The sequence below is a fragment of the Streptomyces sp. NPDC043685 genome (assembly GCF_056436585.1).
This window is the reverse complement of sequence record NZ_JBWKCH010000001.1, coordinates 527,472-550,724: the sequence shown is the minus strand read 5'-3', so window position 1 is coordinate 550,724 and position 23,253 is coordinate 527,472. Positions and strand designations below refer to the sequence as shown.

The window sequence follows — 23,253 nt, the reverse complement described above, 5'->3', positions numbered from 1 at the left end:
GTGCAGAGATTAGGGGGGAACTGTGAAGCCTGGGGCCTGTTCAGATAAAGACCATGTTTCCGTTCATACGTGACTTCAGCCACTCAAGACCGTACGCAGCCGGTCAGGCTCGGTCGTCGGGGCATCACACGTGAAGTTACGGCAGACGTACGCGGCCGGTTCACCGCCCACCAGCGGACGGTCCGCGAGCAGCGGGAACTCCTCGCTCCCCGGAGCGCCGAAGGCGACCACCGCACCCGGCGCGGTGCCCAGAAGTGCCGTGCGGTGCAGGGCCCTTGAGGCCTCGTGGTCGAGGGACGGACCCACGATCGCGACCTCGCGCGGCCCGTCCAGCACGGCCTCCGCGACGGCGAGACCCCAGCCGATGAAGCGCGGCACCCGCGGCCCCAGCGCCTTGACGACCCCCAACGCCCTCTCGGCGGCGGTACGGTGCGGCTCGGAGCCGGTGTGCGCGGCGTAACTCAGCAAGGCCCCCGCGGCCGCCGTCCAGCCCGAGGGAGTGGCGTTGTCGGTCGGGTCCTGCGGGCGGCGGATCAGCCGCTCGGCGTCGGCTGCGGTGTCGTACAGCGAGCCCGACTCGGCGTCGGTGAAGCGCTCCAGGACGTGATCGAGGAGGAACCCCGCGAACTCCAGCCACACACCCTCGCCGGTGACCGACGCCAGCGCGAGGAAACCCTCCGCGACATCCGCGTAGTCCTCCAGGACACCGGCGTTGGCACCGGCGTGCCCGTCCTTGCTGGTCCGGGTGAGCCGGGCCTGCTCGTCCAGATGCAGCCGGACCAGCAGGTCGGCGGCGGTGACGGCGGCCTCGACCAGATCGGGCCGGTCGAAGTAGGCACCGGTCTCGGCCAGCGCCGCGATCGCGAGCCCGTTCCAGGCGGCCACGACCTTGTCGTCCCGGCCGGGCGCGGGCCGCTCGGCCCGCTCGGCGAACAGCCGCTCACGGATCGAGGCGACCTTCCCGGCGTCGGACACACCGTCGCGCACCGGCAGTTGGAGCACGGACGCGCCCTCCTCGAAGGTGCCCTCCTCGGTCACACCGAAGTGCCGGGCCGCGAGCTCGGCGTCCTCCTCACCCAGAACCTCCCGCAGCTGCGCGGGCGTCCACACGTAGTACGCGCCCTCGACGTGCCTGCCGGTGCCGTCATCGCTGTCGGCGTCCAGCGCGGAGGCGAACCCGCCCTCGGCCGTGCGCAGTTCACGCACCATGAAGTCGGCGGTCTCCAGGGCGACCCGGCGCGCCAGCTCCGAACCGGTGGAGCGCCACAGATGGGCGTACACCCGGCACAGCAGGGCGTTGTCGTACAGCATCTTCTCGAAGTGCGGCACCACCCAGTCACGGTCGACGGAGTAGCGCGCGAAGCCGCCCCCGAGCTGGTCGTAGATACCGCCCCGGGCCATGCGCTCACAGGTGTCCCGCGCCATCTGCAACGCCCCTTCGGCACCGGTGCGGGCGTGGTGGCGCAGCAGGAACTCCAGCACCATCGACGGCGGGAACTTCGGCGCCCCGCCGAAACCGCCCCGCTGCGGGTCGTACTCCCGCGTCAGCCCGAGCAGCGCCTGCGCCAGCTCCTCCTCGCCGGGGGTCTGCGCGTCGCCGTAGGAGATCTCCCGCCCGGCCAGGTCCCGGACGATCTTCCCGGCGACCTCGGTCACCTCGTCCCGCCGCTCGCCCCACGCCTGGTGCACCCCCTGGAGCACCTGCCGGAAGGACGGCATGCCCTGGCGGGGAGCGGGCGGGAAGTACGTACCGAAGTAGAACGGCTCGGCGTCCGGCGTGAGGAAGACGGTCATGGGCCAGCCACCCTGCCCCGTCGCCGCCTGCACGGCCTCCATGTAGACGGCGTCGACGTCGGGACGCTCTTCCCGGTCGACCTTGATATTGACGAAGTGCTCGTTCATGACGGCGGCCGTCACCTCGTCCTGGAAGCTCTCCCTCGCGAGGACATGGCACCAGTGACAACTCGAGTAGCCCACGCTCAGGTGCACCGGGACCCCCCGCCGCCGCGCCTCTTCGAAAGCCTCCTCCGACCAGGGCCACCAGTCGACGGGGTTGTCGGCGTGCTGAAGGAGGTAGGGGGACGTCTCGTGCGCCAGTCGGTTCGGCATGCTTCCATCCTGCCTCACGACGGCCGGCCGACCACGGAACGCGCCCCTGCTCCCGGCGGGCGGCGCGGAGGTCACCGGACCGCAACCGTTGATCGTCACCCCCTCGCGCTCACGGCTCCCACCAAGGACACTCATAGGCCCAGGAGTTGTGGCCGGAGGGGGACCTGACATGCGGGACAGTCATCGGGTGGAGGCCGAGCGGCTGTTGCAGCGGGCCGTGGAGGAGGAGGTGCGGCGTTCGGGCGGGCGCAGCGACGGGAAGGTGCTGCTCGCACGGGCCCGCGGGGCGCTCGACGTCATGGCGCGCAGCGCGTCCGAGGAGTACGAGGCCTACACGCGCGCCCTGGACGAGGCGGCGGCCGGTCAGCTGACCTTCGCGGAGCGTTACGCCCGGGAGGGTGCCGGGACGCCGCTGCTGGTGGCGGGGGTGGCGGCGGTCGCGGCCGTGGTCGCCGACCTGACGCTCGGCACGGGGACCGGGACCGCTCTCGGGGCGGGTGTGACGGTGGGTGTCGTGGGGGCGGCGGCGACGGTGGTGAAGGTGGTCGGTTCGCATCTGCCGGCCGCGAGCCGCCGCGCCGGTGCCGTGAGCCAGCCGGGCGGGCCCGAGCAGTTGCGGCTCCAGTGGCTGACGGCGCTGGAGGTGCGGGGCATCCGGCCGTTCCTGGACCAGCAGCGGGTGCTGGCGGCGTCGACCGGACCGAAGAAAACCGGGCCCAGGCTGCGGGGGGCGGACAAGAGCGCCGCCGCGCGCGGGCGCAATGTGCTGGAGCAGTCCTTCGCGCAGCTCCCCGAGCCGGCGGAGCCGTTCGCGGGGCGGCGGCAGGCACTGGCGCAGATCCGGCAGTGGGTGCAGGCGGCCCGGGCGAGCACGGAGACGCAGCCGACCGTGGTGGTGCTGCACGGCCCGTCCGGCAGCGGCCGTACGGCGCTCGCCGTGCACGCCGCGCACGATCTGAAGGACTACTTCCGGGGTGCCTGCGTCGTCGATCTGCGCGCCGACGGGCCGGGCGAGTCCCCGCTGTCCACCCGTGACGCCCTGCTGCATCTGCTGAACCGGCTCGGCGCGCCCCGCGAGCAGCTGCTGTTCCGTGAGCGCTCCTCCCCCGACCAGCAGGTCAAACGGCTGAGCGAGCTGTACCACCAGCATCTGACGGGCCTGCCGGTCACGGTCGTCCTCGACGACGCCGCCGACGCCGAGCAGATCCGCGCCCTGGTCCCGGAGCGGTCCGACAGCCTGGTGCTGGTGACGGCGCGGGGCCCGCTGGAGCTGCCGGGTCTGCCCGCTCGGGTGCACCAGCTGGCGGTGGCCGCGCTGGACGCGGCGGGCGCGGAGGAGCTGCTGGGCGCGGCGGCGCAGGATCGTTCCGGGCCGTACGACGCGGAGTCCGCGGACCGGGTCCGGGAGCTGTGCGGTGGGCTGCCGCTGGCGCTGCGCATCGCCGGTTCGTGCCTGGGCCCGCGCTCCCCCCGGGCGCTGGCCACGGACCTCGCCGCGTACGGCCCGGTCGAGCCGGTGGAGCGAGCCCTGTGGCTGCGCTACACCGACCAGCCGGAGACCGTACGGCGGCTGCTGCGCCGGCTGGCCCTGGCCGGCCGGGCCTCGCTGGGGGCAGCCGCGGCCGCCGCGCTGCTGGCCACGGACGAGGCGGAGGCCAAGCGCCATCTGCAGACCCTGACCCGCGCCGGTCTCATCGACCACGTCCGCGGCGATCGCTACCGGCTGCACGACCTGGTGCGTTCCTTCGCCCAGGCGCGCCTTCTCGACGAGGAGGAGCCGGCCGAGCGCACGGCCGCGCAGGAGCGGCTGATCGTGAACTACGCCGAGCTGGCCGACTCGGTGCTGCGCATGGTCGACGGCAACATGTCGACCCGCACCAACCGCTTCAGCCCGTACGGCTTCACCTCCCTCGACGAGGCGCTGCGCTGGCTGGACGACGAGTCGAGCTTCATCACGGCGGCGCTGCGGCACGCCGAGGGCGTGGACCAGGCGGCGGTGCTGAACCTGCTGGGCGCCCTGTGCGACTACTGCCTGCTGCGCGGCGACCTGTACCGCCTGGGCGAGATCAGTGAGCTGGCCCAGGCGGTGGACGAGGGGCTGCTGGTCCGCTCGGTGCAGTGGCGCACGGGCATCGCGGCGCGGCAGCTGGGCGAGCTGGACAAGGCCCGTACGACGCTCGCGTCGGTCGTGGACCTCTACCGGGAGGCGCATCACGACGCCGGGGCCGCGCGTGCCCTGTGCTCCCTCGGCATCACCCTGCACCACCAGGGCAATCTGACGGAGGCGTCGGAGAAGCTCCGCGAGGCTTTGGCTCTCCAGGCCTCCCCCGCGCTGGCCGTGGACCGGGCGTGGACGATGCACGCGCTCGCGGCGGTGGAGCGGGACCGGGCCCGGCTGGCGGAGGCGCTGGAGCTGCTGACCGAGTCGCTGGTGCTGCACCGGCGGGGCGAGTCCGTGCACGGTCAGGCGTGGGCGCACTTCCAGCTGGGGCAGCTGGGGCTGCGCATGGGGGACGTGCCGCGTGCCGAGTCGGAGCTGCGGGCGGCGCTCGACCTGTACGGACGGACCCGTGACGCCCGTGGGGAGGCCTGGGCCCTGACGCAGCTGGCCCGGGCGCTGCTGGTGGGCGGGGACGCGTCACCGGCGGTGGAGGAGCTGCGCGGGGCGGCGGCCCGGCACCGTGACAACGAGGACGCGCGCGGGGAGGCCTGGACGCTGTACTACCTGGGCCAGGCCCTGGAGGAGACGGGTGACCTCGACCAGGCGGTCCGCGAACTGGAACGCGCCCGCACGATGTTCTCGCGCATGCGTGACGTCTACGGCCTGGCCTGCGCCCGCCACCACTCCGCCCGCGTCACCCGCGACCAGCGAGCGGCCCAGACGGGCTCGCTGCGCAACTCGGGCTTCGCCCGCCAGCTGCTGGTCGACGCCCGGGCCGACTTCCAGCGCATCGGTGTCGCCCATGGCGAGGCGTGGACCTGCCTGGAGCTGGCGGTCGTCGACGCGGGCAACGCCCGCACGCAGCAGGCCCTGGCCCTGTGCGACGAGGCGGTGGAGCTGTTCACGTCCTACGGCGACCGCCGGGGCGAGGACTGGGCCCGCTTCCTGCGCTGCACCCTGCTCCCCTACGCGGCCCCGGGCGGCATGGAGGTCGGCACGGCGGTGGCCCAGGAGGAGCTGACCCGGTTGTCGCGCGCGGGCCACGACCTGCGCGACGGCAAGCTGGACGACTACATCGACGCCTTCCAGCTCCTGCTGGAGCGCGGGGTGACCCTGGAGGCGGGCTGGCAGGCCTGGCGCCTGGGCATGGTGCCGAACCGGCATGCGCGCGAGGTGATGGGGGTGGCGGTCCCGGCGGGAGGGCGGTGACGCCCCCGCTGGTCGTCGGGGGACCTCCGCCGAGCCCTGCCCCCTCGCCGCTCTCGACCACGGCTTCGTCAGCAGTGGACGCGAGCGATGTCTTCGTCCGGGGGGAGGGCCCGGCGGGCGCGCGCTCCGATCATCTGCGTCCGGAGACGGCACACCTGCTGCTGTCCCTGGCCGCGCCCTCCCGGTGAGGACACCGGCCGGGCCGCCGCCGCGTGCCGGCCGTCTCCGGAGGGTCAGCCGCTTCGGCCGGTCAGCCGTTCCGGACGGCTAGCCGTTTCCGGACGGCTTCTTGCCGGCGCCGGCGGCGCTCTCGGCGGACTCCTCGGACCCGGCCGGTTCCGCCGGTTCCGGCTGCTCCGACCTCGGCTCCGGGACCTGCTTGAAGTCCACCCGGTTCATGTGCCGGCTCATGGACTTCATCAGGGCCCACACCGCCAGGGCCATCGCCGCGAAGACGATGAAACCGAGGACGCCGGGGGTGACCTTGTCCTCGTCGACCTCCTTGGCGAAGGTGACGAGGTGCGTCATTGCCAGGCTTGCGCTTGCGCTCATGTCAGGCATTGTCGCGGATGCCCGCAAAGAGGTCGTCCTCGGGGAGGGAGGTATCGACGAGGGACTTCGCCAGCTCGTACTCCTCGGTCGGCCAGACGTCCTTCTGGATCTCCATCGGCACCTTGAACCAGCCGCCGTCCGGGTCGATCTGCGTGGCGTGGGCGATCAGCGCCTTGTCGCGGATCTCGAAGAACTCGGCGCAGGGGATGTGCGTGGTGAGCGTGCGCTGCTTCATGCCGAACTCCTCCCAGCGCTTGAGCCAGTCCCCGTAGGGGGACTCCAGGCCGCGGTCCAGCATCGCCTGGTGCAGGGCCTCGGTGCGCGGCCGGTTGAAGCCCTGGTTGTAGTAGAGCTTCTGCGGCTGGTAGGCGGGGCCGTACTCGGCCTCCGGGTACTTCTCGGTGTCCGCCGCCGACTCGAACGCCACCATCGAGATCTTGTGGGTCATGATGTGGTCGGGGTGCGGGTAGCCGCCGTTCTCGTCGTAGGTGGTGATCACCTGCGGGCGGAACGCGCGGATCTTGCGCACCAGCTCACCGGCCGCGTGGTCCACGTCCTCCAGGGCGAAGCAGCCCTCGGGCAGCGGCGGCAGCGGGTCCCCCTCGGGCAGGCCGGAGTCGACGAAGCCGAGCCACTCCTGCTTGACGCCCAGGATCTCCCGGGCCTCGTCCATCTCCTTCTTGCGCACCTCGTGAATGTGCTCCTCGATGTACGCGTCGCCCTGGAGCTTCGGATTGAGGATGGAGCCGCGTTCCCCGCCCGTGCAGGTCACGACCAGCACGTCCACCCCCTCGGACACGTACTTCGCCATGGTCGCGGCGCCCTTGCTCGACTCGTCGTCGGGGTGGGCGTGAACGGCCATCAGTCGCAACTGGTCAGTCAAGACTCAATCCTCAGTAAGTCGGCGCCCTGTGTGCGTCGGCGCAATCAGCGGCTTCTATAGTGACCGAATCGGGGGGCGAATAATTCCGGGGCCCTGCCCTGGAGCCCCTTCCGGGACCCGCGTCCCGGCCCGGTCTGGAGGACGATCATGAGTACGGCGAGCACACGACCGCCCGAGGGCCGATACGGCCGTTCCTCGGACGAGCGCGCCGACCGCACGCTCAAGGTCGTGGGTGCCGTCCTCGCGGTGGCGCTGCTGGGGCTCGTCGGCTATTTCGGCTACCACTACGTCGCCAAGAACGAGATCAGCGCCGAGGTGATCAGCTTCGAGCCGGGCAAGGAGTCCGTGCGGGTGCATCTGGAGGTCCGCAAGGACGCCGGCACCGACGGCTACTGCACCGTGCGCTCACAGGCCGAGAACGGGGCCGAGGTGGGCCGGGCCGACTTCCGCTTCGGCGGGGACGACACCCGCATCGACAAGGTCGTCACCCTCCGTACGACCTCCCCGGGGACCACGGCGGAGCTGCTGGGCTGTCACGCCGGCTGACGACAGCCCGGCGTCACCTGGAATGCGTAGAGGCTGACCTGCATTGACGTGATTCTGGTCGCTTATGTCCTCCCCCTTCGGGCCCTGAATTGTTAGGCTCGTGGTTTCGCCCTTCCGTGAAGGAACATTCTTCTGGGTAGGGCGATGCTTTGTATTCCCAGTACCTACGAGGAGCACCTGTGACCCAGACCAGCGAGAACGTCACCTGGCTGACCCAGGAGGCGTACAACAAGCTCAAGGCTGAGCTTGAGTACCTTACTGGTCCCGCGCGGGCGGAGATCTCGGCGAAGATCGCCGCGGCGCGCGAGGAGGGCGACCTGCGTGAGAACGGCGGGTACCACGCGGCCAAGGAGGAGCAGGGCAAGCAGGAGCTCCGTGTGCGCCAGCTCACCCAGCTCCTGGAGAGCGCCAAGGTCGGTGAGGCGCCTGCGGCGGACGGCGCGGTGGCGCCCGGCATGGTCGTCACGATCGCGTTCGACGGCGACGAGGACGACACGCTGACGTTCCTGCTCGCCTCCCGCGAGTACGCGAGCTCCGACATCGAGACGTACTCGCCGCAGTCCCCGCTGGGCACCGGCGTGATCGGCCACAAGGTCGGCGAGGACGCGGAGTACGAGCTGCCGAACGGCAAGAAGGCCCTGGTGAAGATCCTCAAGGCCGAACCGTACGAGGGCTGACCCGCCGTCTTTTCGAGCCCTGAGCTGCCCCCGGCGCCGCTGCGGCACCGGGGGCGCTGTCATGCCGTCGCCGAGCGGTACTTGCGCACCGCCAGTGTCCGGAAGACCACCAGGATCAGGATCGAGTAGATCAGCGAGGCCCACACGGGGTGCTGCATGGGCCAGGCGTCCGACGGTGACCGGCCCGGGTTGGCGAACAGCACGCGGCAGGCCTGGACCGTGGCGCTGAAGGGGTTCCACTCGGCGATGTGGCGCAGCCAGGGGGTCATGTGGCTGGTGTCCACGAAGGCGTTGGAGATGAAGGTGACCGGGAAGAGCCAGATCAGGCCGCTGGAGGTGGCCGCCTCGGGGGTCCTCACGGACATGCCGATGAGGGCGCCGATCCAGGTGAACGCGTAGCCGAGCAGAAGCAGCAGGCCGAAGGCCGCGAGGACCTTGGCGGCGTTGGTGCTGCCGTCCGACCCGACGCGCCAGCCGACCAGCAGGGCGACCACGGCGAGGACCACCAGGGTCAGGGCCGTCTGCACGGAGTCGGCGAGGGTGCGCCCGGTGAGCACGGCGCCGCGCGCCATGGGCAGGGAGCGGAAGCGGTCGATGAGGCCCTTGTGCATGTCGTCGGCGATGCCGGCGCCGGAGCTGGCGGTGGCGAACGTGACGGTCTGCGCGAAGATGCCGGCCATCAGGAAGTTCTTGTAGTCGGCCGCGCTGGTGCTGTTGCCGATCTGCATGGAGCCGCCGAAGACGTAGGTGAACAGCACCACGAACATGATCGGCTGGATCAGCCCGTAGATGATCATCTCGGGGATCCGGGACATGCGGATCAGGTTGCGCTTGGCCACGACCATCGAGTCCCGGATGGACTGGCTGACCGGGTTCGTGGCCGGCGCCACCCGCACGGTGTCGGTGACGGCGCTCACTGGGCGTCCTCCTTGTCGTTCTCCTGGATTTTGGCCTCGGCCACGTGTCCCGTGAGGGACAGGAAGACGTCGTCGAGGGTGGGCCTGCGCAGGCCGATGTCGTCGATCTCGATGCCGCGGGTGTCCAGTTCGCGGATGACCTCGGCCAGGAGCTTGGCGCCGCCGGTGACGGGCGCGGTGAGCTTGCGCATGTGCTCCTCGACGGTGGTCTCGCCCTTGCCGAATCCGGCGAGGACCTCCGCGGCGGCCGGGATGTGCTCCCGCTCGTGCACCACGACCTCGACGCGCTCGCCGCCGGTGCGGGCCTTGAGCTGGTCGGAGGTGCCCTGGGCGATGACCTTGCCGTGGTCCACCACCGCGATGTCGTGCGCCAGGTGGTCGGCCTCCTCCAGGTACTGCGTGGTGAGCAGCAGGGTGGTGCCGCCGGAGACCAGCTGCTTGATGACCTCCCACAGCTGCTGGCGGTTGCGGGGGTCGAGGCCGGTCGTGGGCTCGTCCATGAACATCACGGGCGGTGAGACGACCAGGGCCGCCGCGAGGTCGAGGCGGCGGCGCATGCCGCCGGAGTAGGTCTTGGTGGGGCGGTCGGCGGCGTCCGTGAGGTGGAACTGCTCCAGCAGTTCGGCCGCGCGCTCCTTCGCCGCCTTGGCCCGCATCTGGTACAGCCGGCCGACCATCTGGAGGTTCTCCCGGCCGGTCAGGTATTCGTCGACGGCGGCGAACTGGCCGGACAGGCCGATGGAGCGGCGGACCGCGTCGGGTTGCTTCAGTACGTCGATGCCCGCGACGACCGCGCGTCCGCTGTCGGGCCGCAGCAGGGTGGTCAGGCAGCGGACGGTGGTCGTCTTGCCCGCGCCGTTCGGCCCGAGCAGGCCGAGGACCGTGCCTTCGGGCACGTCGAGGTCGACGCCGTCCAAGGCCTTTACGTCACCGAAGGTCTTGACCAGGCCTTCGGCGTAGATGGCGCCTGGCATATGAGTCTCCACGTCGTCGTAGATGTCATAGATGTCCGGACGGACGTCCGGCGAGGCTTCACACCGACACACCATATCGCGATGTATCGCGTCTCACAATGAGTGGGTCCGTGGGTGTTCTCCGTGCGACGAAAGGATCTTCGACCGGGCCGGGAGCGGTCAGCCGATGACCGTGTAGCCCGCCTCGCGCAGCGCCTGACCCACCTCGGCGCAGTGCGCCGGGCCCTTCGTCTCCAGGTGCAGCTCGACCTCCGCCTCCGTGAGCCCGAGCCGCGGGTCGGTCCGTAGGTGGCTCACATCCAGGACGTTAGCGTCGACCACTGACAACACGCCCAGAAGCGTGGCAAGGGCACCGGGCCGGTCCGTCAGCCGCAGCCGGACCGCCAGGTAGCGGCCCTGTGCGGCCATGCCGTGCCGCAGCACCCGCTCCATCAGCACCGGGTCGACGTTGCCGCCGGACAGCACCGCGACGACCGGGCCCTCGAAGGTGCCGGCCTCGCTCAGCAGCGCCGCCACCGGGCTCGCCCCGGCCGGCTCCACGACGAGCTTGGCCCGCTCCAGGCACAGCAGCAGCGCGGCGGACAGCTCGTCCTCGCTCACCGTGCGCACCTCGTCGACCAGCTGTCCGACGATGCCGAACGGCACGTCGCCCGGCCGCCCCACCTTGATGCCGTCGGCCATCGTCGCCGGGTTCTCCACCGTCACCGGCCGGCCCGCCGCCAGCGAGGGCGGGTAGGCAGCCGCGCCCGCCGCCTGCACGCCCACGATCCGCACGTCCGGCCGCAGGGACTTCACCGCCACCGCGATCCCGGCGGCGAGTCCGCCCCCGCCGATCCCGACCAGGACGGTGCGCACCTCGGGGCACTGCTCCAGGATCTCCAAGCCCACCGTGCCCTGCCCGGCGATGATGTCGGGGTGGTCGAAGGGGTGGATGAACACCGCGCCCGTCTCGGCCGCGTACTCCTGCGCGGCGGCCAGCGTCTCGTCGACCACCTGGCCGTGCAGCCGCACCTCGGCCCCGTAGTCCCGGGTGGCGCTGACCTTGGGCAGCGGGGCGCCGTTCGGCATGAACACCGTGGAACGCACGCCCAGCAGGGAGGACGCCAGGGCGACGCCCTGCGCGTGGTTGCCGGCGCTCGCGGCGACGACACCGGCGGCACGCTCCTCGGGCAGCAGACCGGCGATCCTGACGTACGCGCCGCGCAGCTTGAACGAGCCGGTCCGCTGGAGGTTCTCGCACTTGAGATGCACCGGCGCGCCGACCAGCTGGGACAGGTGCCTGCTGCCCTCCATCGCGGTCACCCGCGCCACACCCGAGAGCATCTTCTGCGCGCCGCGCACGTCGTCGAGGGTGACGGGGCGAAAGGAGTCAGCCGTGCCGTAGCTCATGACTCCAGCATCGCAGTTCACAGGCGGGAACGACCGTTGTGACCAACCTCCGAGACCCGCTTTGCGCAGCGCCGGTACGGTCCGCCTTCCGTCCGCGTACCCTGTCCCCCAATCTGCCAGCCCTCCACGAAGTGAGCCCCCGGCCATGCCCACAACACCTGAAATGTCGATGGACATGACGACCGTCGGTGACACCGGTCTTCTCGACACGCTGCAGCACGAGGTGGCACTGTTCGCCCGCCGTGCCGAACAGACCCGGCTCGGCGGCGTCGGGCAGGTGCGCAATTCCATGGACCGTGCCGCGTACCTGCTGCTCAACCGCCTCGACAAGGAAGGCCCGATGGGCGTGAAGGCGCTCGCCGCGAGCATGGGGATCGACTCGTCGACGGTCACCCGGCAGGTGGCTCCGCTCGTGGACACCGGCCTGGTCAAGCGCACCTCCCACCCCGAGGACGGGCGCGCGGTGGTGTTGCAGCTGTCCCCGCGCGGTCAGGCCCGCCTGGAGGAAGTGCGCTCCTCGCGGCGGCAGTTGATGGCCGAGCTGACCCACGACTGGGAGCCGGAGGAGCGCGAGGCGTTCTGCGACCTCCTCACCCGGTTCAACACGGCGCTGTCCTCCCGGATGTCGGCCCAGGGAATGCCGGGGCCGGAGGCGCAGCCGACGGCCTGAGGGCCGCACGGCGCGGTCGCTCGCGGCACGCGCTCGGCACGGCACGCGTACGGCAGCGATACGACGGCCGGGGTGCCATGCGCGCGTGGCACCGCGCGAGCCGTGCGCGGCTCTTGACCCCGGGGCCGTCCCTGGCCTGATATGAGACCGGGTCCCCGTTCGTGTGCGACCGGGGCCCGCATCCTCAGGGTCGCCGTCAGGCGGGAGGCGCGGTGCTGGAGCGGCATGCGGCCCGGGCCACCCGTCGCGCCCGGGAGTTCGAGGCGTTCGTCGCGGGCGCGGCCGGGCGGCTGCTGCACGCCGCCACGCTGCTCACCGCGGAGGCCCCGGACGACAATCCCCGCGCGCGGCGCCTGCTGACCCTGTCGCTGGCCCACACGTACGCGCGCTGGGACCGGCTGCGCGGCGAGGACCCCTACGACCGCACCCGCTGCCACCTGGCCACCCGATTCGCACGCGGCGCGTGGCACCACGGCGGACTCGGCCGCCCCCGGGCGCACCCCGCGAGCCCCCTGGCCACGCTGACCCCGCAGGAACGGCTGATCCTGGTGCTCAGGCTCCACGAAGGTGTCGCCGAGGAGCAGACGGCGGCCCTGCTGGGGCTGTCCCCGGAGCGGGTTCGCGCCATCTGCCACCGGGCGACCTCGGCCCTCCTGCACCGCCCGCAGGGCCCCTCGCCCACCGTGACCACCGCGAAGCCGGTGCCGTCATGAACCGGGCCGGCGACCGGAGGGCGTCATGAGAGGGACCGACCGTGAGGCGGCCGTACGGCGGCTGCTGGAGCAGGCGCCGCGGCCCCTGCCGCCCGAGATCCATACGGAGGCGGTGCGCAGGGGCGGACGGATCCTGCGGCGCCGGACGCTCGCCCGCCGCGCGATGTGGCTGCTGCTCTTCGCGGCCGCCGTCGCGTTCACGGTGTGGGCCCTGACGGCCCGCCCGTGGGTGGAGCCGCCGTCCGACACGACTCCACCCCTCACCGGCTGGTGACGCAGCTCGGGTCCCGCTAGCCCAGCGCCTGCTGGAGGTCCTCCAGCAGGTCGTCGGCGTTCTCGATGCCCACCGAGAGGCGCACCAGGTCGGCCGGGACCTCCAGGGCCGAGCCGGCCACGGAGGCGTGCGTCATGCGGCCGGGGTGCTCGATCAGCGACTCGACGCCGCCCAGGGACTCGCCCAGCGTGAAGATCCTGGCGCGGTTGCAGACCTCGACGGCCGCCTCCTCGCCGCCCGCGACGCGGAAGGACACCATGCCGCCGAACGACTTCATCTGCTTGGCGGCGACCTCGTGACCGGGGTGCTCCGGCAGGCCCGGGTACAGCACGCTGGTCACGCGCGCGTGCCGGGTGAGCATGTCGGCGACCTTGACGGCGTTCTCGCTGTGCCGGTCCATGCGCACGGAGAGGGTCTTGGTGCCGCGCAGCACCAGCCAGGAGTCGAAGGGCCCGGCGACCGCGCCCATCGCGTTCTGGTGGAAGGCCAGCTCCTCGCCCAGGGCGGCGTCGCCGGTGATCAGGGCACCGCCGACGACGTCGGAGTGACCGCCCATGTACTTGGTCAGCGAGTGCACGACGACGTCCGCGCCCAGCGCCAGCGGCTGCTGGAGGTAGGGCGTGGCGAAGGTGTTGTCGACGACGAGGCGGGCGCCGGCGTCCCGGGCGACCTGGGCCACGGCGGCGATGTCGGTGATGCCGAGCAGCGGGTTGGAGGGGGTCTCCACCCAGACGACCTTGGTCTTGGGGGTGAGGGCGGCCCGCACGGCGGCCGGGTCGCTGGTGTCGGCGACCGACCACTCCACGCCCCAGCGGGCGACGACCTTGGCGAACAGGCGGAACGTGCCGCCGTAGGCGTCGTTGGGGATGACCACGTGGTCGCCGGGGACGAGCAGCGTACGCAGCAGGCAGTCCTCGGCCGCCAGCCCGGACGCGAACGCGAGACCGCGGCGGCCGCCCTCCAGGGCGGCGAGGTTCTCCTCCAGCGCGGTCCTGGTGGGATTGGCGCTGCGGCTGTACTCGTAGCCGCCGCGCAGCCCGCCGACACCGTCCTGCTTGTAGGTGGAGACCTGGTAGATCGGCGGGACGACCGCGCCCGTCAGGGGGTCGGCGGTGTTGCCCGCGTGGATCGCGAGCGTCTCGAAGTGCTGACTGATGTGCCTGTCGCTCATGAGCACCGAGGGTAGTGCGCCGACGCGAGGAGTGCCGGGGGACGGGGCTACGCGGGGTTTTCCACAGGTTCGCGGCCCACGTTGGCCAATTGTCGGCGCGGTCTGGTTCGCTTGTCGCATGGAGATTCTGTGGGTCCTGATCGCGCTGGTCATGCTGGGCTTCGTGCTGCTTCCCTTCCTGCGGCGCAGGCGCGGTGTCGCGACCGGGCTGGTCTCCCCCGACCACCCGGACGCGGCGGACCCGGCGAACTACGGCTTCGTCCTGGAGGAGGAGCTCGACATCCGCATGCCGGGCCCCGACCAGGACCTGCTGGACGTTCTGGACGTGGTGCAGCGCACGGGGGACTACCGCGCCGCACAGCAGCTCCTGGCGGGCACCGAGACGGAGGGCGAGCGGCGCTGGCAGCGCGTGCAGGCCTTCGCGGGCGCGGCCTCGCTGGAGCTCGCGCGGCGGCCCGGCGGGGTGAGCGAGGCGCCGGGCGGGCAGTGGCTGCGGGTGTGGCGGGCCGAGGCGCCCAAGGACGCGGGCGGCGCGGCGGTGCACGCCGAGTTCCTGGTGCAGCAGGCGTGGCGGACGGCGACGCCGGGGACGGACGAGTTCCGGATCATCATGGAGGAGGCCAGGACGGCGTGCGGCGACGCGGCGCTGCTCGCCCCGGGTGACCCGATCCCGTACATCGTGGAGCTGTCGGTGGCCCGCGGTCTCGGCTACTCCCAGAAGGACTTCGAGCAGATCTGGCTGAAGATCCTGGACCGCGCCCCGGCCCACATGGGGGCGCACCTGGCCGCGCTGCACTACTGGTGCGAGAAGTGGCACGGCTCGCGTGCCGAGGCGTACGCGTTCGCCGAGGCCGCGGCGGCGCGGGCGCCCCGGGGTTCGCTCCTCGCGGCGATGCCCCTCTTCGCGGTGTTCGAGCACCTGCCCGAGGTGACCCTGGTGGCGAACTTCTGGCAGAGCGAGGTCGTCACGAAGGCGGTGCACGGCGCGCTGCACGCGGTGCACTCGGCCCGCCCCGACGACCCGATGCTGGCCCATGTGCGGCACCTGCTGGTGTTCTTCCTGGTCCGCGGTGAGCGCTGGTCGGAGGCCATGCACCAGCTGGTGCACGTCGACGGCCACGTGGGCGCCCTGCCCTGGACCCTGTCCGCCGATCCGGCGGCCGAGTTCGCCGTGTACCGGGCGCTCGCGGTGGCGGGCTACGAGGCGAACGGCGGCAGCCCCGCGAGTCTGCCGCACTGAGGCGCGCCGGTGCCGCGGCCGCGCGGGAATGCCGGTCGCGTGCGGCACGTTGAGGGGGGCGTCGCCCCGATTGGAGCCCGCATGTTCCTGTACAGCCGTACGCCGACGCTGCCGACTCCCGAGCAGGCACTGTCCGGCCGCCCGGAACCGGTGTTCACGGTGCCCGACCGCCACACCGTCCTCGGCACCCCGCTGCTCGGCCCGTACCCCGAGGGCCTGGAGACGGCGGACTTCGGACTGGGCTGCTTCTGGGGCGCGGAACGCACGTTCTGGCAGCTCCCCTCCGGTGTCTGGACGACCCTCGTCGGCTACCAGGGCGGCCACACCGAGAACCCCACGTACGAGGAGGTCTGCTCGGGCCTGACCGGCCACACCGAGGTCGTCCGGGTGGTCTTCGACCCGGAGCGGATCTCGTACGAGCGGCTGCTGAAGACGTTCTGGGAGTCCCACGACCCCACGCAGGGCTTCCGCCAGGGCAATGACGTGGGCACGCAGTACCGCTCGGCGATCTACGCCCACACCCCCGAGCAGGAGGCCACCGCCAAGTCCTCCCGCGAGGCGTACCAGAAGGTCCTGACGTCGTCCGGCCGCGGCAGCGTCACCACGGAGATCGTCTCGGCCCAGGGCCGGCCCTTCTACCCGGCGGAGGGCTACCACCAGCAGTACCTGGACAAGAACCCCGCGGGCTACTGCGGCATCGGCGGCACAGGTGTGTCCTGCCCGATCGGTGTGGCCCGGGCCGATGGGTGACACCGCGAGCTTCGGCGGGGGCTGGATCTTCGAGGAGGGTCTGCGGCCGTTCTGCGAGTCGATCGCGGAGTTCTGCGGCTACGACTTCGACGACTCGGACTGGCTGGCCATCGACAACGCGATGCTGCACACGGACGTGGAGGAGCCCGACGGCTGGTACGACTACCCGCTGGCGGGCCGGGTGCCGATGACCCTGCTGGTGGCGGCCGACCCCGGCTCCTCCGTCGTCTTCGTCCGGCTCACGGGGGCACCCGACGACCGCACACGGGCACAGATCGAGGCGGCCCTGCACATCTTCAGCATGTACACCGTCCGCTGACGGCCCGCTCCCGAAGGACGGGGGGCTGCTGGGAACGTACGCACAGCCAATAGGGTGCCTGCGTGACTGCGCCCCTGAGTTCCGACAGATCCCGTGCCGCTCTGCGGATATCCGCGCGGGTTTCCGCCGATGTGCTGCTCGTGTTCGCCCTGTCCGTCGTGGCTCTGTGGCTGCTGGGCCGGATGTGGTCGGTGGTGTGGCCGCTCGTGGTCGGGCTGCTGCTGACGACACTGACCTGGCCCGCGGCCCGTTTCCTGCGCCGGCGCGGGTGGCCGCCCGCGCTGGCCGCTTCCGTCGTGACCGTGCTGTTCCTGCTGGTCGCCGCCGGTGTCGTGGCGCTGATCGCCGTGCCGGTGGCCTCCCAGTCCGGGGAGCTGACCGACGGGGTCGTGGAGGGCATCCAGCGGTTGCGCGAGTGGGCCGCCGGGCCGCCGCTGAACATCGGGGACGCGCAGATCAACAAGGCGTTCGACAGCGCGGTCGCCCGCGCCCAGGAGGGCGTCGGCAGCATGGTGGGCGCCGTCGTCACCGGGGTGAGCACCGTGGTGAACGGCGTCGTCACCGCCGTCCTCGCGCTTTTCCTGATGTTCTTCTTCCTCAAGGACGGCCCGCGGTTCCTGCCGTGGCTGTCCCGCCAGCTGCCCGGCCGGCTCGCCACCGACGTGCCGACCGTGTGCGCACGCGGCTGGGACACCCTGGGTGCCTTCGTGCGGTCCCAGGCGGCCGTCGGTCTGCTCGACGCGGTCCTGATCGGCCTGGGGCTGTGGATCCTGGGCGTGCCGCTGGTGCTTCCGCTGGCGGTGCTGACCTTCGTCTCGGCGTTCGTGCCGATCATCGGCGCCCTGTTCGCGGGCTTCGTCGCGGTGCTCATCGCGCTCGTCTCCAACGGCCTGACGGACGCGCTGATCGTGCTGGTGATCATCGTCGTGGTGCAGCAGCTGGAGGGCAACGTCTTCCAGCCCATGATCCAGAGCCGCGGTCTCGGTCTCCACGCGGCCGTCGTGCTGCTGGCGGTGACCCTGGGCGGCAGCCTCGCCGGCATCGTGGGCAGCCTGCTCGCCGTGCCCGTGGCCGCGCTGATGGCGGTGGTGTGGAACTACCTGCGCGAGCAGCTCGCCGACCCGGCGGGCGAGCCGGGAGACGGTGGACCGGACTCCACACCCGCCGTGCCGTCGTAGCGATTTCGGGGGCGTCCGCCATGCGAACGGCCCTGCCCCGGTCGCCGGACTCCTGCCCGCTTGAGAGCCTGCGGGCGAGGAGGAATGCGCCCATGAATCCTGTCGCCGCTTCCGCTGTGCGTCTGGAGGCGTCCGTCGATCCCCGCCTGTCCCGCTGGATGTGGCTGGTGAAGTGGCTGCTCGCCGTCCCGCACTACATCGTGCTGGTGTTCCTGTGGATCGGGTTCGTCGTCGTGACCGTGATCGCCTTCTTCGCGATCCTGTTCACCGCCCGCTACCCGCGGGTCCTCTTCGACTACAACGTCGGCGTGCTGCGCTGGAACTGGCGGGTCACCTACTACGCGCACACCGCCCTCGGCACCGACCGGTACCCGCCGTTCACCCTCGCCGACGTGCCCGACTACCCGGCGCGCTTCGACGTCGTCCACCCCGAGCGGCTGTCCCGCGGGCTGGTCCTGGTGAAGTGGTGGCTGCTGGCGATCCCGCAGTACATCGTCGTCGCGCTGTTCACCGGGGGCGGCTGGGGCGGCCAGGACGGCTGGCGGGGCGGGCTGCTGCCCTTCCTCTCCCTGGTCGCCGTCGTCATCCTGCTCTTCACCGCCCGTTACCCGCGGCACCTGTTCGACTTCCTGATCGGCCTGGCCCGCTGGGCGGCCCGGGTGACGGCCTACGCCGCGCTGCTGACGGATCAGTACCCGCCGTTCCGGCTCGACCAGGGCGGGCAGGAACCCCCGGCGGCGTCACCGCCGACACCGCAACCGGGCTCCCCGATGACCAAGGCCTGACCCCGCGTAGGCGTAATCCACAGCGGAAGCGTTTCCTCCCGCTCTACGCTCCCTCGCATGGTTCTCAGACGAGCGTTACAGCTGATCATGGTCATCGCTCTGGCCCTCGCGGGGGCGGTCCAGGGCGGGGCGGGCACGGCGCGGGCCGAGGGGAACGGGACGGCGAGCGGGCGTCAACTGCTCTTCTACAACCACGCCTACGGCGTGTTCGACCGGGTGACCGCGGACGCCATCGAGCACTCCTCCTATCTGCGGGACTTCGCCCACTTCCAGGTCCGCACCACGACCGGCTCCGGCGGGCAGACCTGGACCGGCCGCTATCTGATGGGGCGCGAGACCTATCTCGAGTTGTTCGGGGTGGGCGACGTACCCGGCAAGGACGGCACCCTCGGCTCCGCCGGCCTGGGGGTGTCGGCCGAGCGCGCCGGGGACCTGCCCACGGTGGTCGAGCGGCTGCGCGCGTCCGGGATCACCGACCCGGTCGAGTTCCGGCAGACGCGCGACTTCGGCGACGGCGTCCCTGTGCCCTGGTTCGACGCCGTCCTCACCACCGAGCAGTACGACCTCTTCGGGGCCTGGGGGATGGAGTACCGCCCGGAGTACTTCGCCGACCCGCGCGGCAACACCGAGCCCGCCTCCCACCCCGGTGACGTGGGCCGGGAGCGCTACCTGCCGGACACCTACCGCGACCGGCTGATGCGGGACGTCACCGGCATCAGGATCGCGGTCACCGCACGCGACCTCGCCAGTACGGTGCCGTTGCTGGAGGCCGGCGGGTTCGCCGTCCGCTCGCTGCCGGGCGGGGGCGTCGTCGCGAAGGGCGGCGGCACCACCATCCGCTTCGACTCCGTGCCCCTGGACCAGGTGGGCCTGCGGCAGGTCGAGATGTCGCTGAACCATCCGGTGCCGTACCGGCACGTGGAGCGGATCGGCCACTCGGCCCTGGTGGTCGGCCCGGGGTCGCACGCCGTGTGGACCTTCGAGGAGCAGGACCGGTCCTAGCCCGTGTCCGCGAAGTCCCTCCATGCGGACACGGCCTAGCCCAGCCTTTCCGCCAGGAATTCCTCCCACGTCCGCTTCCCCGCCTCCGCCCCGGCCTCCGCCAGGTTCGCCCCCGCCCGGTAGGCCCGCCCCGCCTTCCCCGGGATGCGCACCGGCAGCATCGGGCGGCGCTTGCCGCGCAGGCGGAGGTAGGGGCGGGCCAGACCGGCGAGGTCGTGGAGGTCCGGCCCGGCCAGGTCGGGGACCAGGCCGCGAGGAGCGCCGAGGGCCAGTTCCGCGAGGCGGGCGGCGACCTCGCGCGCGTCCACCGGCTGGAGCCGGAGGCCGCCGGGGACCGGGAACACCGGCAGTTTCGCCATCTTCTCGACCAGGGTGAACGCCAGGTCGTGGAACTGGGCCGCGCGCAGGGTCGTCCACGGGATGCCCGACTCGGCGACGGCCCGCTCCGACTCCAGCTTCGTCCGCATCCAGGCCAGCGGAATCCGGTCGGCGCCGATGACCGAGACGTAGAGCAGGTGCCGGACGCCGGCCCGGGACGCGGCGCGCACCAGGGCGCGGGTGGCCTCGTCGTCGCCCTTGGGGCCGCCCGCCAGGTGCAGCACGGTCCGCGCGCCGTCGACGGCGGCCGCCACGCCCTCGTCCTTCAGCAGGTCGCCGGTGACGTACCGGACGCCGTCCGCGGCCGGGCGGGCGTGCCGGGTGAGGATCCGCACGTCGTGGCCCGCGGCGCGCAGCAGCGGGACGACGTGGCCGCCCAGGGTGCCCGTGCCGCCGGTGACCAGGATCGGTGCTGCCATGACTGCTCCCCAGTTCTTCGTCGGGTGGTCGCCTTCGCCGGTATGACGCGCGGCGGCGCGACGATGTGACGAGCCGGGGGGCGGGCGGCTCAGCCGCCGCTTCCGTAGGGCCGCGTGATGATCTCCAGGCGGTGGCCGTCGGGGTCGTTGAAGTAGGCTCCGCGGCCGCCGTCGTTGTGGTTGATCTCGCCGGGACGGCTGTGGAACGGATCCGCCCAGTAGGTCAGGCCGGCCTTCTGGACGCGGCCCAGGATCTCGTCGAACTCGTCCTCCGAGACGAGGAAGGCGTAGTGCTGCGGCGAGATGGCTCCGGGGCTGTCCATGAAGTCGAGGGTCACGCCGTTGGAGATCTCGACCGGGAGGAACGGCCCGTAGGGCGGACTGACGTCGAGGCCCAGGAGATCGGCGAGGAAGCGAGCGGAAGCGCGCTTGTCGTGTGCGGCGACGATGGTGTGGTTCAGCTGCACGGTCATGGCGGGCCTCCCCTGACGTGGCCGGCGAACCCCTCTGGTGCACTCCCCCACGTGTACCCCCCGGGCCCCCTGTCGTGCATCACGAACGCCCTGAGGGCCCCGGCGCGCGGCCGGGGCCCTCAGGGGGAGGCAATCGTCCGGTCTCAGATGGTGGCCGTGTCGATCACGAACCGGTAGCGCACGTCGCTGGCCTGGACCCGCTCGTACGCCTCGTTGATCTGCTCGCCGCGGATCAGCTCGATCTCGGCGCCCAGGCCGTGCTCGGCGCAGAAGTCCAGCATCTCCTGGGTCTCCGCGATGCCGCCGATCATGGAGCCGGCGAGGGTCTTGCCGCCGCCGATCACTGAGAACAGGTTGAGGGCGATCGGCTCCTCGGGGGCGCCGACGTTCGCCAGCGTGCCCCCGGTCTTCAGCAGCGACAGGTAGGCGTTGAAGTCCAGCGGCGCGGACACCGTGGACACGATCAGGTCGAACGTGCCGGCCAGTTCCTCGAAGGTCTTCGGGTCGCTGGTGGCGTAGTAGTGGTCGGCGCCCAGCCGCAGGCCGTCCTCCTGCTTGCGCAGGGACTGCGACAGCACGGTCACCTCGGCGCCGAGGGCGTGGGCGATCTTCACGCCCATGTGGCCGAGGCCGCCCAGGCCGACGATCGCGACCTTCTTGCCGGGGCCGGCGCCGAAGCGCCTGAGCGGGGAGTAGAGGGTGATGCCGGCGCACAGCAGCGGGGCCGCTTCGTCGAGCGCCAGGCCGTCGGGGATGCGGACGACGAAGTTCTCGTCGACGACGACCTTCTCCGAGTAGCCGCCGTAGGTGGGCTCGCCGTCCTTGCCGATGCCGTTGTACGTCGGGACGTTGCCCTGGACGCAGTACTGCTCCCGGCCCGCCTTGCAGTTCTCGCACTCGCGGCAGGAGTCGACCATGCAGCCGACACCCACGCGGTCACCGACGGCGAACTTCGTGACGCCCGGGCCGACGGCGGAGACGACACCGGCTATCTCGTGGCCGGGGACCATCGGGAAGATCGCCTCACCCCAGCCCTCCTGGGCCTGGTGGATGTCCGAGTGGCAGATGCCGGCGAACTTGATGTCGATCAGGACGTCGAACTCGCGCACCTCGCGGCGCTCGATGGTGGTGCGCTCCAGCGGAGCCTTCGGGGCGGGAGCGGCGTACGCAGCAACAGTGGTCATGCCGGGGTTCTCCTAGCGGGGGTTCCGTGCCCGGTTGCCTTCTGGATCTTCCGGCCGGGCACGATGACCAGCGTGCCCGATCCGCGAGCGTTCACCCAGACCACGCTTTTGCGTACGCACACGGTGCGTACCACTGGCAGGGTCAGGCTCGTGTGCGTACGACCGTGAATACTGGACGGCATGGACGAACAGCCCGAACCCGCACAGACGGCCGGCGGCCTGGACCGGCGCGCCGAGCTCAGCGAGTTCCTGCGCACCCGGCGGGCCCGGCTGAAGCCGGAGGACGTGGGGCTGCCCGACTTCGGGCGGCGGCGGGTGCCCGGGCTGCGCCGGGAGGAGCTGGCCCAGCTGGCCGGGGTGTCGGTGGCGTACTACACGCGGCTGGAGCAGGGCAACGGCCACAACGTCTCGGCGGAGGTGCTGGACGCGATCGCGCGCGCCCTGCGGCTGAGCGACGCCGAGCACGCGCACCTGACGCACCTGGCGAAGCCGAAGCAGCACAAGAAGAAGCCGGTGGCGCGCAGCCAGCAGGTGCGGCCGGCGCTGCGGCACCTGCTGGACTCGATCGACAGCGTCCCGGCGTACGTCGTCGGCCGCCGCTCGCACGTCCTGGCCTGGAACCGGATGGCCGCGGCCCTGTTCGGCGACTGGGCGGAGCTGCCGGCGCAGGAGCGGAACTGGGCGCGGATGGTGTTCCTGCGGCCCGAGTACCGCGAGCTGTTCGTCGAGTGGGACCAGAAGGCGGCCGACATCGTCGGCTATCTGCGCATGGACGCGGGCTGCCACCCGGACGACCCGCAGCTGTCCGCCCTGGTGGGCGAGCTGTCGGTGAAGAGCGAGGAGTTCCGCCGCCTCTGGGCCGCGCACGACGTCAAGGAGAAGAGCTACGGCGTCAAGCGCATGCGCCACCCCCTGGTCGGGGACCTGACCCTGTCCTTCGAGACGTTCCGCCTGGTCGACGACGTGGAGCAGTCCCTGATCACCTACCACGCGGAACCGGGCACCCCCTCGGCGGAGGCCCTGCGCCTGCTGGCGAGCTGGGGGGCGGACGCGACGCGCTCGGGGGCCAGGGCTTCGACGCCGTCGGAGTGAGCGCCGGCGTATCAGTCCGGTACGCCGAGGTCCTGCCGCATGAGCCTGCGCATCACCGACAGCCCCGGCCTCAGTCTCCTTCAGCTCGGGCGGGACGCCTTGCGCGCTCTCGCCGTCGTGAGGCCGGGCGACGCGACGGGCCCGCCGGAAGCCGAAGCTCCCGACGGGCCCTGAACGCGCGGACGCCT

At 71.8% G+C, this 23,253-nt stretch carries 23 protein-coding genes; 13 read left to right on the top strand and 10 right to left on the bottom strand.

Features of this window, described 5'->3' with window-relative positions; genetic code table 11:
* Positions 1-75: 75 nt before the first annotated feature.
* A complete protein-coding gene (locus AC0665_RS02650; RefSeq protein WP_478604915.1) occupies positions 76-2,109 on the bottom strand; it encodes a thioredoxin domain-containing protein in 2,034 nt (677 codons plus the stop codon).
* Between the two features lie 169 nt (positions 2,110-2,278).
* Between AC0665_RS02650 and AC0665_RS02645 the strand changes: the two genes are divergently transcribed.
* Positions 2,279-5,479: a tetratricopeptide repeat protein gene (locus AC0665_RS02645; RefSeq protein ID WP_478704285.1), complete on the top strand. Its 3,201-nt coding sequence runs from the start codon at positions 2,279-2,281 to the stop codon at positions 5,477-5,479.
* Positions 5,480-5,746: 267 nt separating this feature from the next.
* On the opposite strand, the gene AC0665_RS02640 is transcribed toward AC0665_RS02645, so the two are convergent.
* Entirely contained in the window at positions 5,747-6,040 is a 294-nt protein-coding gene (locus tag AC0665_RS02640; RefSeq protein WP_478604920.1) for a hypothetical protein, read from the bottom strand.
* Complete coding sequence (gene mca, locus AC0665_RS02635; RefSeq protein ID WP_468407066.1) at positions 6,033-6,914, bottom strand: mycothiol conjugate amidase Mca; 882 nt, start codon at positions 6,912-6,914, stop codon at positions 6,033-6,035. The genes AC0665_RS02640 and mca overlap by 8 nt, the downstream gene beginning before the upstream one ends.
* Positions 6,915-7,061: 147 nt before the next feature.
* Between mca and AC0665_RS02630 the strand changes: the two genes are divergently transcribed.
* Entirely contained in the window at positions 7,062-7,460 is a 399-nt protein-coding gene (locus AC0665_RS02630; protein ID WP_363118395.1) for a DUF4307 domain-containing protein, read from the top strand.
* Between the two features lie 179 nt (positions 7,461-7,639).
* Positions 7,640-8,137, top strand: a complete 498-nt coding sequence (gene greA / locus AC0665_RS02625) for a transcription elongation factor GreA (protein WP_363118396.1) — start codon at positions 7,640-7,642, stop codon at positions 8,135-8,137.
* A 59-nt stretch (positions 8,138-8,196) separates the two neighbouring features.
* On the opposite strand, the gene AC0665_RS02620 is transcribed toward greA, so the two are convergent.
* The 3 genes from AC0665_RS02620 to ilvA all read right to left on the bottom strand — a co-directional run bounded on the left by AC0665_RS02620 (position 8,197) and on the right by ilvA (position 11,417).
* Positions 8,197-9,054, bottom strand: a complete 858-nt coding sequence (locus AC0665_RS02620) for an ABC transporter permease (protein ID WP_363118397.1) — start codon at positions 9,052-9,054, stop codon at positions 8,197-8,199.
* Positions 9,051-10,028 carry an ATP-binding cassette domain-containing protein gene (locus tag AC0665_RS02615; protein WP_468407062.1) on the bottom strand — a complete coding sequence of 326 codons (978 nt, stop codon included), beginning with the start codon at positions 10,026-10,028 and terminating at the stop codon, positions 9,051-9,053. Before AC0665_RS02615 ends, AC0665_RS02620 begins: the two co-directional genes overlap by 4 nt.
* A 159-nt stretch (positions 10,029-10,187) precedes the next feature.
* Complete coding sequence (gene ilvA, locus AC0665_RS02610) at positions 10,188-11,417, bottom strand: threonine ammonia-lyase (protein WP_468407060.1); 1,230 nt, start codon at positions 11,415-11,417, stop codon at positions 10,188-10,190.
* Between the two features lie 163 nt (positions 11,418-11,580).
* On the opposite strand from ilvA, the gene AC0665_RS02605 reads away from it, so the two are divergent.
* The 3 genes from AC0665_RS02605 (at position 11,581) to AC0665_RS02595 (ending at position 13,074) form a co-directional block, all read left to right on the top strand.
* Positions 11,581-12,087 carry a MarR family winged helix-turn-helix transcriptional regulator gene (locus AC0665_RS02605; RefSeq protein WP_363118635.1) on the top strand — a complete coding sequence of 169 codons (507 nt, stop codon included), beginning with the start codon at positions 11,581-11,583 and terminating at the stop codon, positions 12,085-12,087.
* A 212-nt stretch (positions 12,088-12,299) separates the two neighbouring features.
* Positions 12,300-12,800: a sigma factor-like helix-turn-helix DNA-binding protein gene (locus AC0665_RS02600; RefSeq protein ID WP_468407058.1), complete on the top strand. Its 501-nt coding sequence runs from the start codon at positions 12,300-12,302 to the stop codon at positions 12,798-12,800.
* 25 nt (positions 12,801-12,825) lie between these two features.
* Positions 12,826-13,074: a hypothetical protein gene (locus tag AC0665_RS02595; protein WP_468407056.1), complete on the top strand. Its 249-nt coding sequence runs from the start codon at positions 12,826-12,828 to the stop codon at positions 13,072-13,074.
* A gap of 16 nt (positions 13,075-13,090) precedes the next feature.
* Here the strand turns inward: AC0665_RS02595 and AC0665_RS02590 are convergent, their stop codons facing one another.
* The gene (locus tag AC0665_RS02590) at positions 13,091-14,245 is read right to left on the bottom strand and encodes a cystathionine gamma-synthase (protein ID WP_468407054.1); all 1,155 of its coding nucleotides are present in this window, start codon (positions 14,243-14,245) and stop codon (positions 13,091-13,093) included.
* Between the two features lie 118 nt (positions 14,246-14,363).
* Here AC0665_RS02590 and AC0665_RS02585 point away from each other — a divergent pair, with 118 nt between their 5' ends.
* From AC0665_RS02585 to AC0665_RS02560, 6 genes are all read left to right on the top strand, one after another.
* Positions 14,364-15,485 carry a hypothetical protein gene (locus AC0665_RS02585; RefSeq protein ID WP_468635765.1) on the top strand — a complete coding sequence of 374 codons (1,122 nt, stop codon included), beginning with the start codon at positions 14,364-14,366 and terminating at the stop codon, positions 15,483-15,485.
* A gap of 81 nt (positions 15,486-15,566) precedes the next feature.
* Positions 15,567-16,235 (top strand): peptide-methionine (S)-S-oxide reductase MsrA, encoded by a 669-nt coding sequence (gene msrA / locus AC0665_RS02580; RefSeq protein ID WP_478604928.1) that lies wholly within the window; start codon positions 15,567-15,569, stop codon positions 16,233-16,235.
* On the top strand, positions 16,228-16,554 hold the full coding sequence (locus AC0665_RS02575; RefSeq protein WP_468407048.1) for a hypothetical protein: 327 nt from the start codon (positions 16,228-16,230) through the stop codon (positions 16,552-16,554). Before msrA ends, AC0665_RS02575 begins: the two co-directional genes overlap by 8 nt.
* A gap of 62 nt (positions 16,555-16,616) precedes the next feature.
* Positions 16,617-17,732 (top strand): AI-2E family transporter, encoded by a 1,116-nt coding sequence (locus AC0665_RS02570; protein WP_478604931.1) that lies wholly within the window; start codon positions 16,617-16,619, stop codon positions 17,730-17,732.
* Between the two features lie 92 nt (positions 17,733-17,824).
* Entirely contained in the window at positions 17,825-18,517 is a 693-nt protein-coding gene (locus AC0665_RS02565; RefSeq protein ID WP_478604934.1) for a DUF4389 domain-containing protein, read from the top strand.
* 81 nt (positions 18,518-18,598) lie between these two features.
* Positions 18,599-19,519: a DUF5829 family protein gene (locus AC0665_RS02560; protein WP_478605380.1), complete on the top strand. Its 921-nt coding sequence runs from the start codon at positions 18,599-18,601 to the stop codon at positions 19,517-19,519.
* A 35-nt stretch (positions 19,520-19,554) separates the two neighbouring features.
* Here AC0665_RS02560 and AC0665_RS02555 read toward each other — a convergent pair whose 3' ends face one another.
* The 3 genes from AC0665_RS02555 to AC0665_RS02545 form a co-directional block, all read right to left on the bottom strand.
* Entirely contained in the window at positions 19,555-20,316 is a 762-nt protein-coding gene (locus AC0665_RS02555; RefSeq protein WP_478604937.1) for an SDR family oxidoreductase, read from the bottom strand.
* Between the two features lie 89 nt (positions 20,317-20,405).
* Positions 20,406-20,789, bottom strand: a complete 384-nt coding sequence (locus AC0665_RS02550) for a VOC family protein (RefSeq protein WP_468407040.1) — start codon at positions 20,787-20,789, stop codon at positions 20,406-20,408.
* A 143-nt stretch (positions 20,790-20,932) separates the two neighbouring features.
* On the bottom strand, positions 20,933-21,973 hold the full coding sequence (locus tag AC0665_RS02545; protein WP_478604941.1) for an NAD(P)-dependent alcohol dehydrogenase: 1,041 nt from the start codon (positions 21,971-21,973) through the stop codon (positions 20,933-20,935).
* Between the two features lie 180 nt (positions 21,974-22,153).
* Here AC0665_RS02545 and AC0665_RS02540 point away from each other — a divergent pair, with 180 nt between their 5' ends.
* Positions 22,154-23,065, top strand: a complete 912-nt coding sequence (locus AC0665_RS02540; RefSeq protein WP_478704284.1) for a helix-turn-helix transcriptional regulator — start codon at positions 22,154-22,156, stop codon at positions 23,063-23,065.
* Positions 23,066-23,253: the final 188 nt, after the last annotated feature.

Coding starts and splice junctions, on each gene's coding strand:
- AC0665_RS02650 (WP_478604915.1), bottom strand. CDS start 2,109: ATGCCGAACCGACTGGCGCACGAGACGTCCCCCTACCTCCTTCAGCAC.
- AC0665_RS02645 (WP_478704285.1), top strand. CDS start 2,279: ATGCGGGACAGTCATCGGGTGGAGGCCGAGCGGCTGTTGCAGCGGGCC.
- AC0665_RS02640 (WP_478604920.1), bottom strand. CDS start 6,040: ATGCCTGACATGAGCGCAAGCGCAAGCCTGGCAATGACGCACCTCGTC.
- AC0665_RS02630 (WP_363118395.1), top strand. CDS start 7,062: ATGAGTACGGCGAGCACACGACCGCCCGAGGGCCGATACGGCCGTTCC.
- AC0665_RS02615 (WP_468407062.1), bottom strand. CDS start 10,028: ATGCCAGGCGCCATCTACGCCGAAGGCCTGGTCAAGACCTTCGGTGAC.
- ilvA (WP_468407060.1), bottom strand. CDS start 11,417: ATGAGCTACGGCACGGCTGACTCCTTTCGCCCCGTCACCCTCGACGAC.
- AC0665_RS02605 (WP_363118635.1), top strand. CDS start 11,581: ATGTCGATGGACATGACGACCGTCGGTGACACCGGTCTTCTCGACACG.
- AC0665_RS02595 (WP_468407056.1), top strand. CDS start 12,826: ATGAGAGGGACCGACCGTGAGGCGGCCGTACGGCGGCTGCTGGAGCAG.
- AC0665_RS02590 (WP_468407054.1), bottom strand. CDS start 14,245: ATGAGCGACAGGCACATCAGTCAGCACTTCGAGACGCTCGCGATCCAC.
- AC0665_RS02585 (WP_468635765.1), top strand. CDS start 14,364: ATGGAGATTCTGTGGGTCCTGATCGCGCTGGTCATGCTGGGCTTCGTG.
- msrA (WP_478604928.1), top strand. CDS start 15,567: ATGTTCCTGTACAGCCGTACGCCGACGCTGCCGACTCCCGAGCAGGCA.
- AC0665_RS02575 (WP_468407048.1), top strand. CDS start 16,228: ATGGGTGACACCGCGAGCTTCGGCGGGGGCTGGATCTTCGAGGAGGGT.
- AC0665_RS02565 (WP_478604934.1), top strand. CDS start 17,825: ATGAATCCTGTCGCCGCTTCCGCTGTGCGTCTGGAGGCGTCCGTCGAT.
- AC0665_RS02555 (WP_478604937.1), bottom strand. CDS start 20,316: ATGGCAGCACCGATCCTGGTCACCGGCGGCACGGGCACCCTGGGCGGC.
- AC0665_RS02550 (WP_468407040.1), bottom strand. CDS start 20,789: ATGACCGTGCAGCTGAACCACACCATCGTCGCCGCACACGACAAGCGC.
- AC0665_RS02545 (WP_478604941.1), bottom strand. CDS start 21,973: ATGACCACTGTTGCTGCGTACGCCGCTCCCGCCCCGAAGGCTCCGCTG.
- AC0665_RS02540 (WP_478704284.1), top strand. CDS start 22,154: ATGGACGAACAGCCCGAACCCGCACAGACGGCCGGCGGCCTGGACCGG.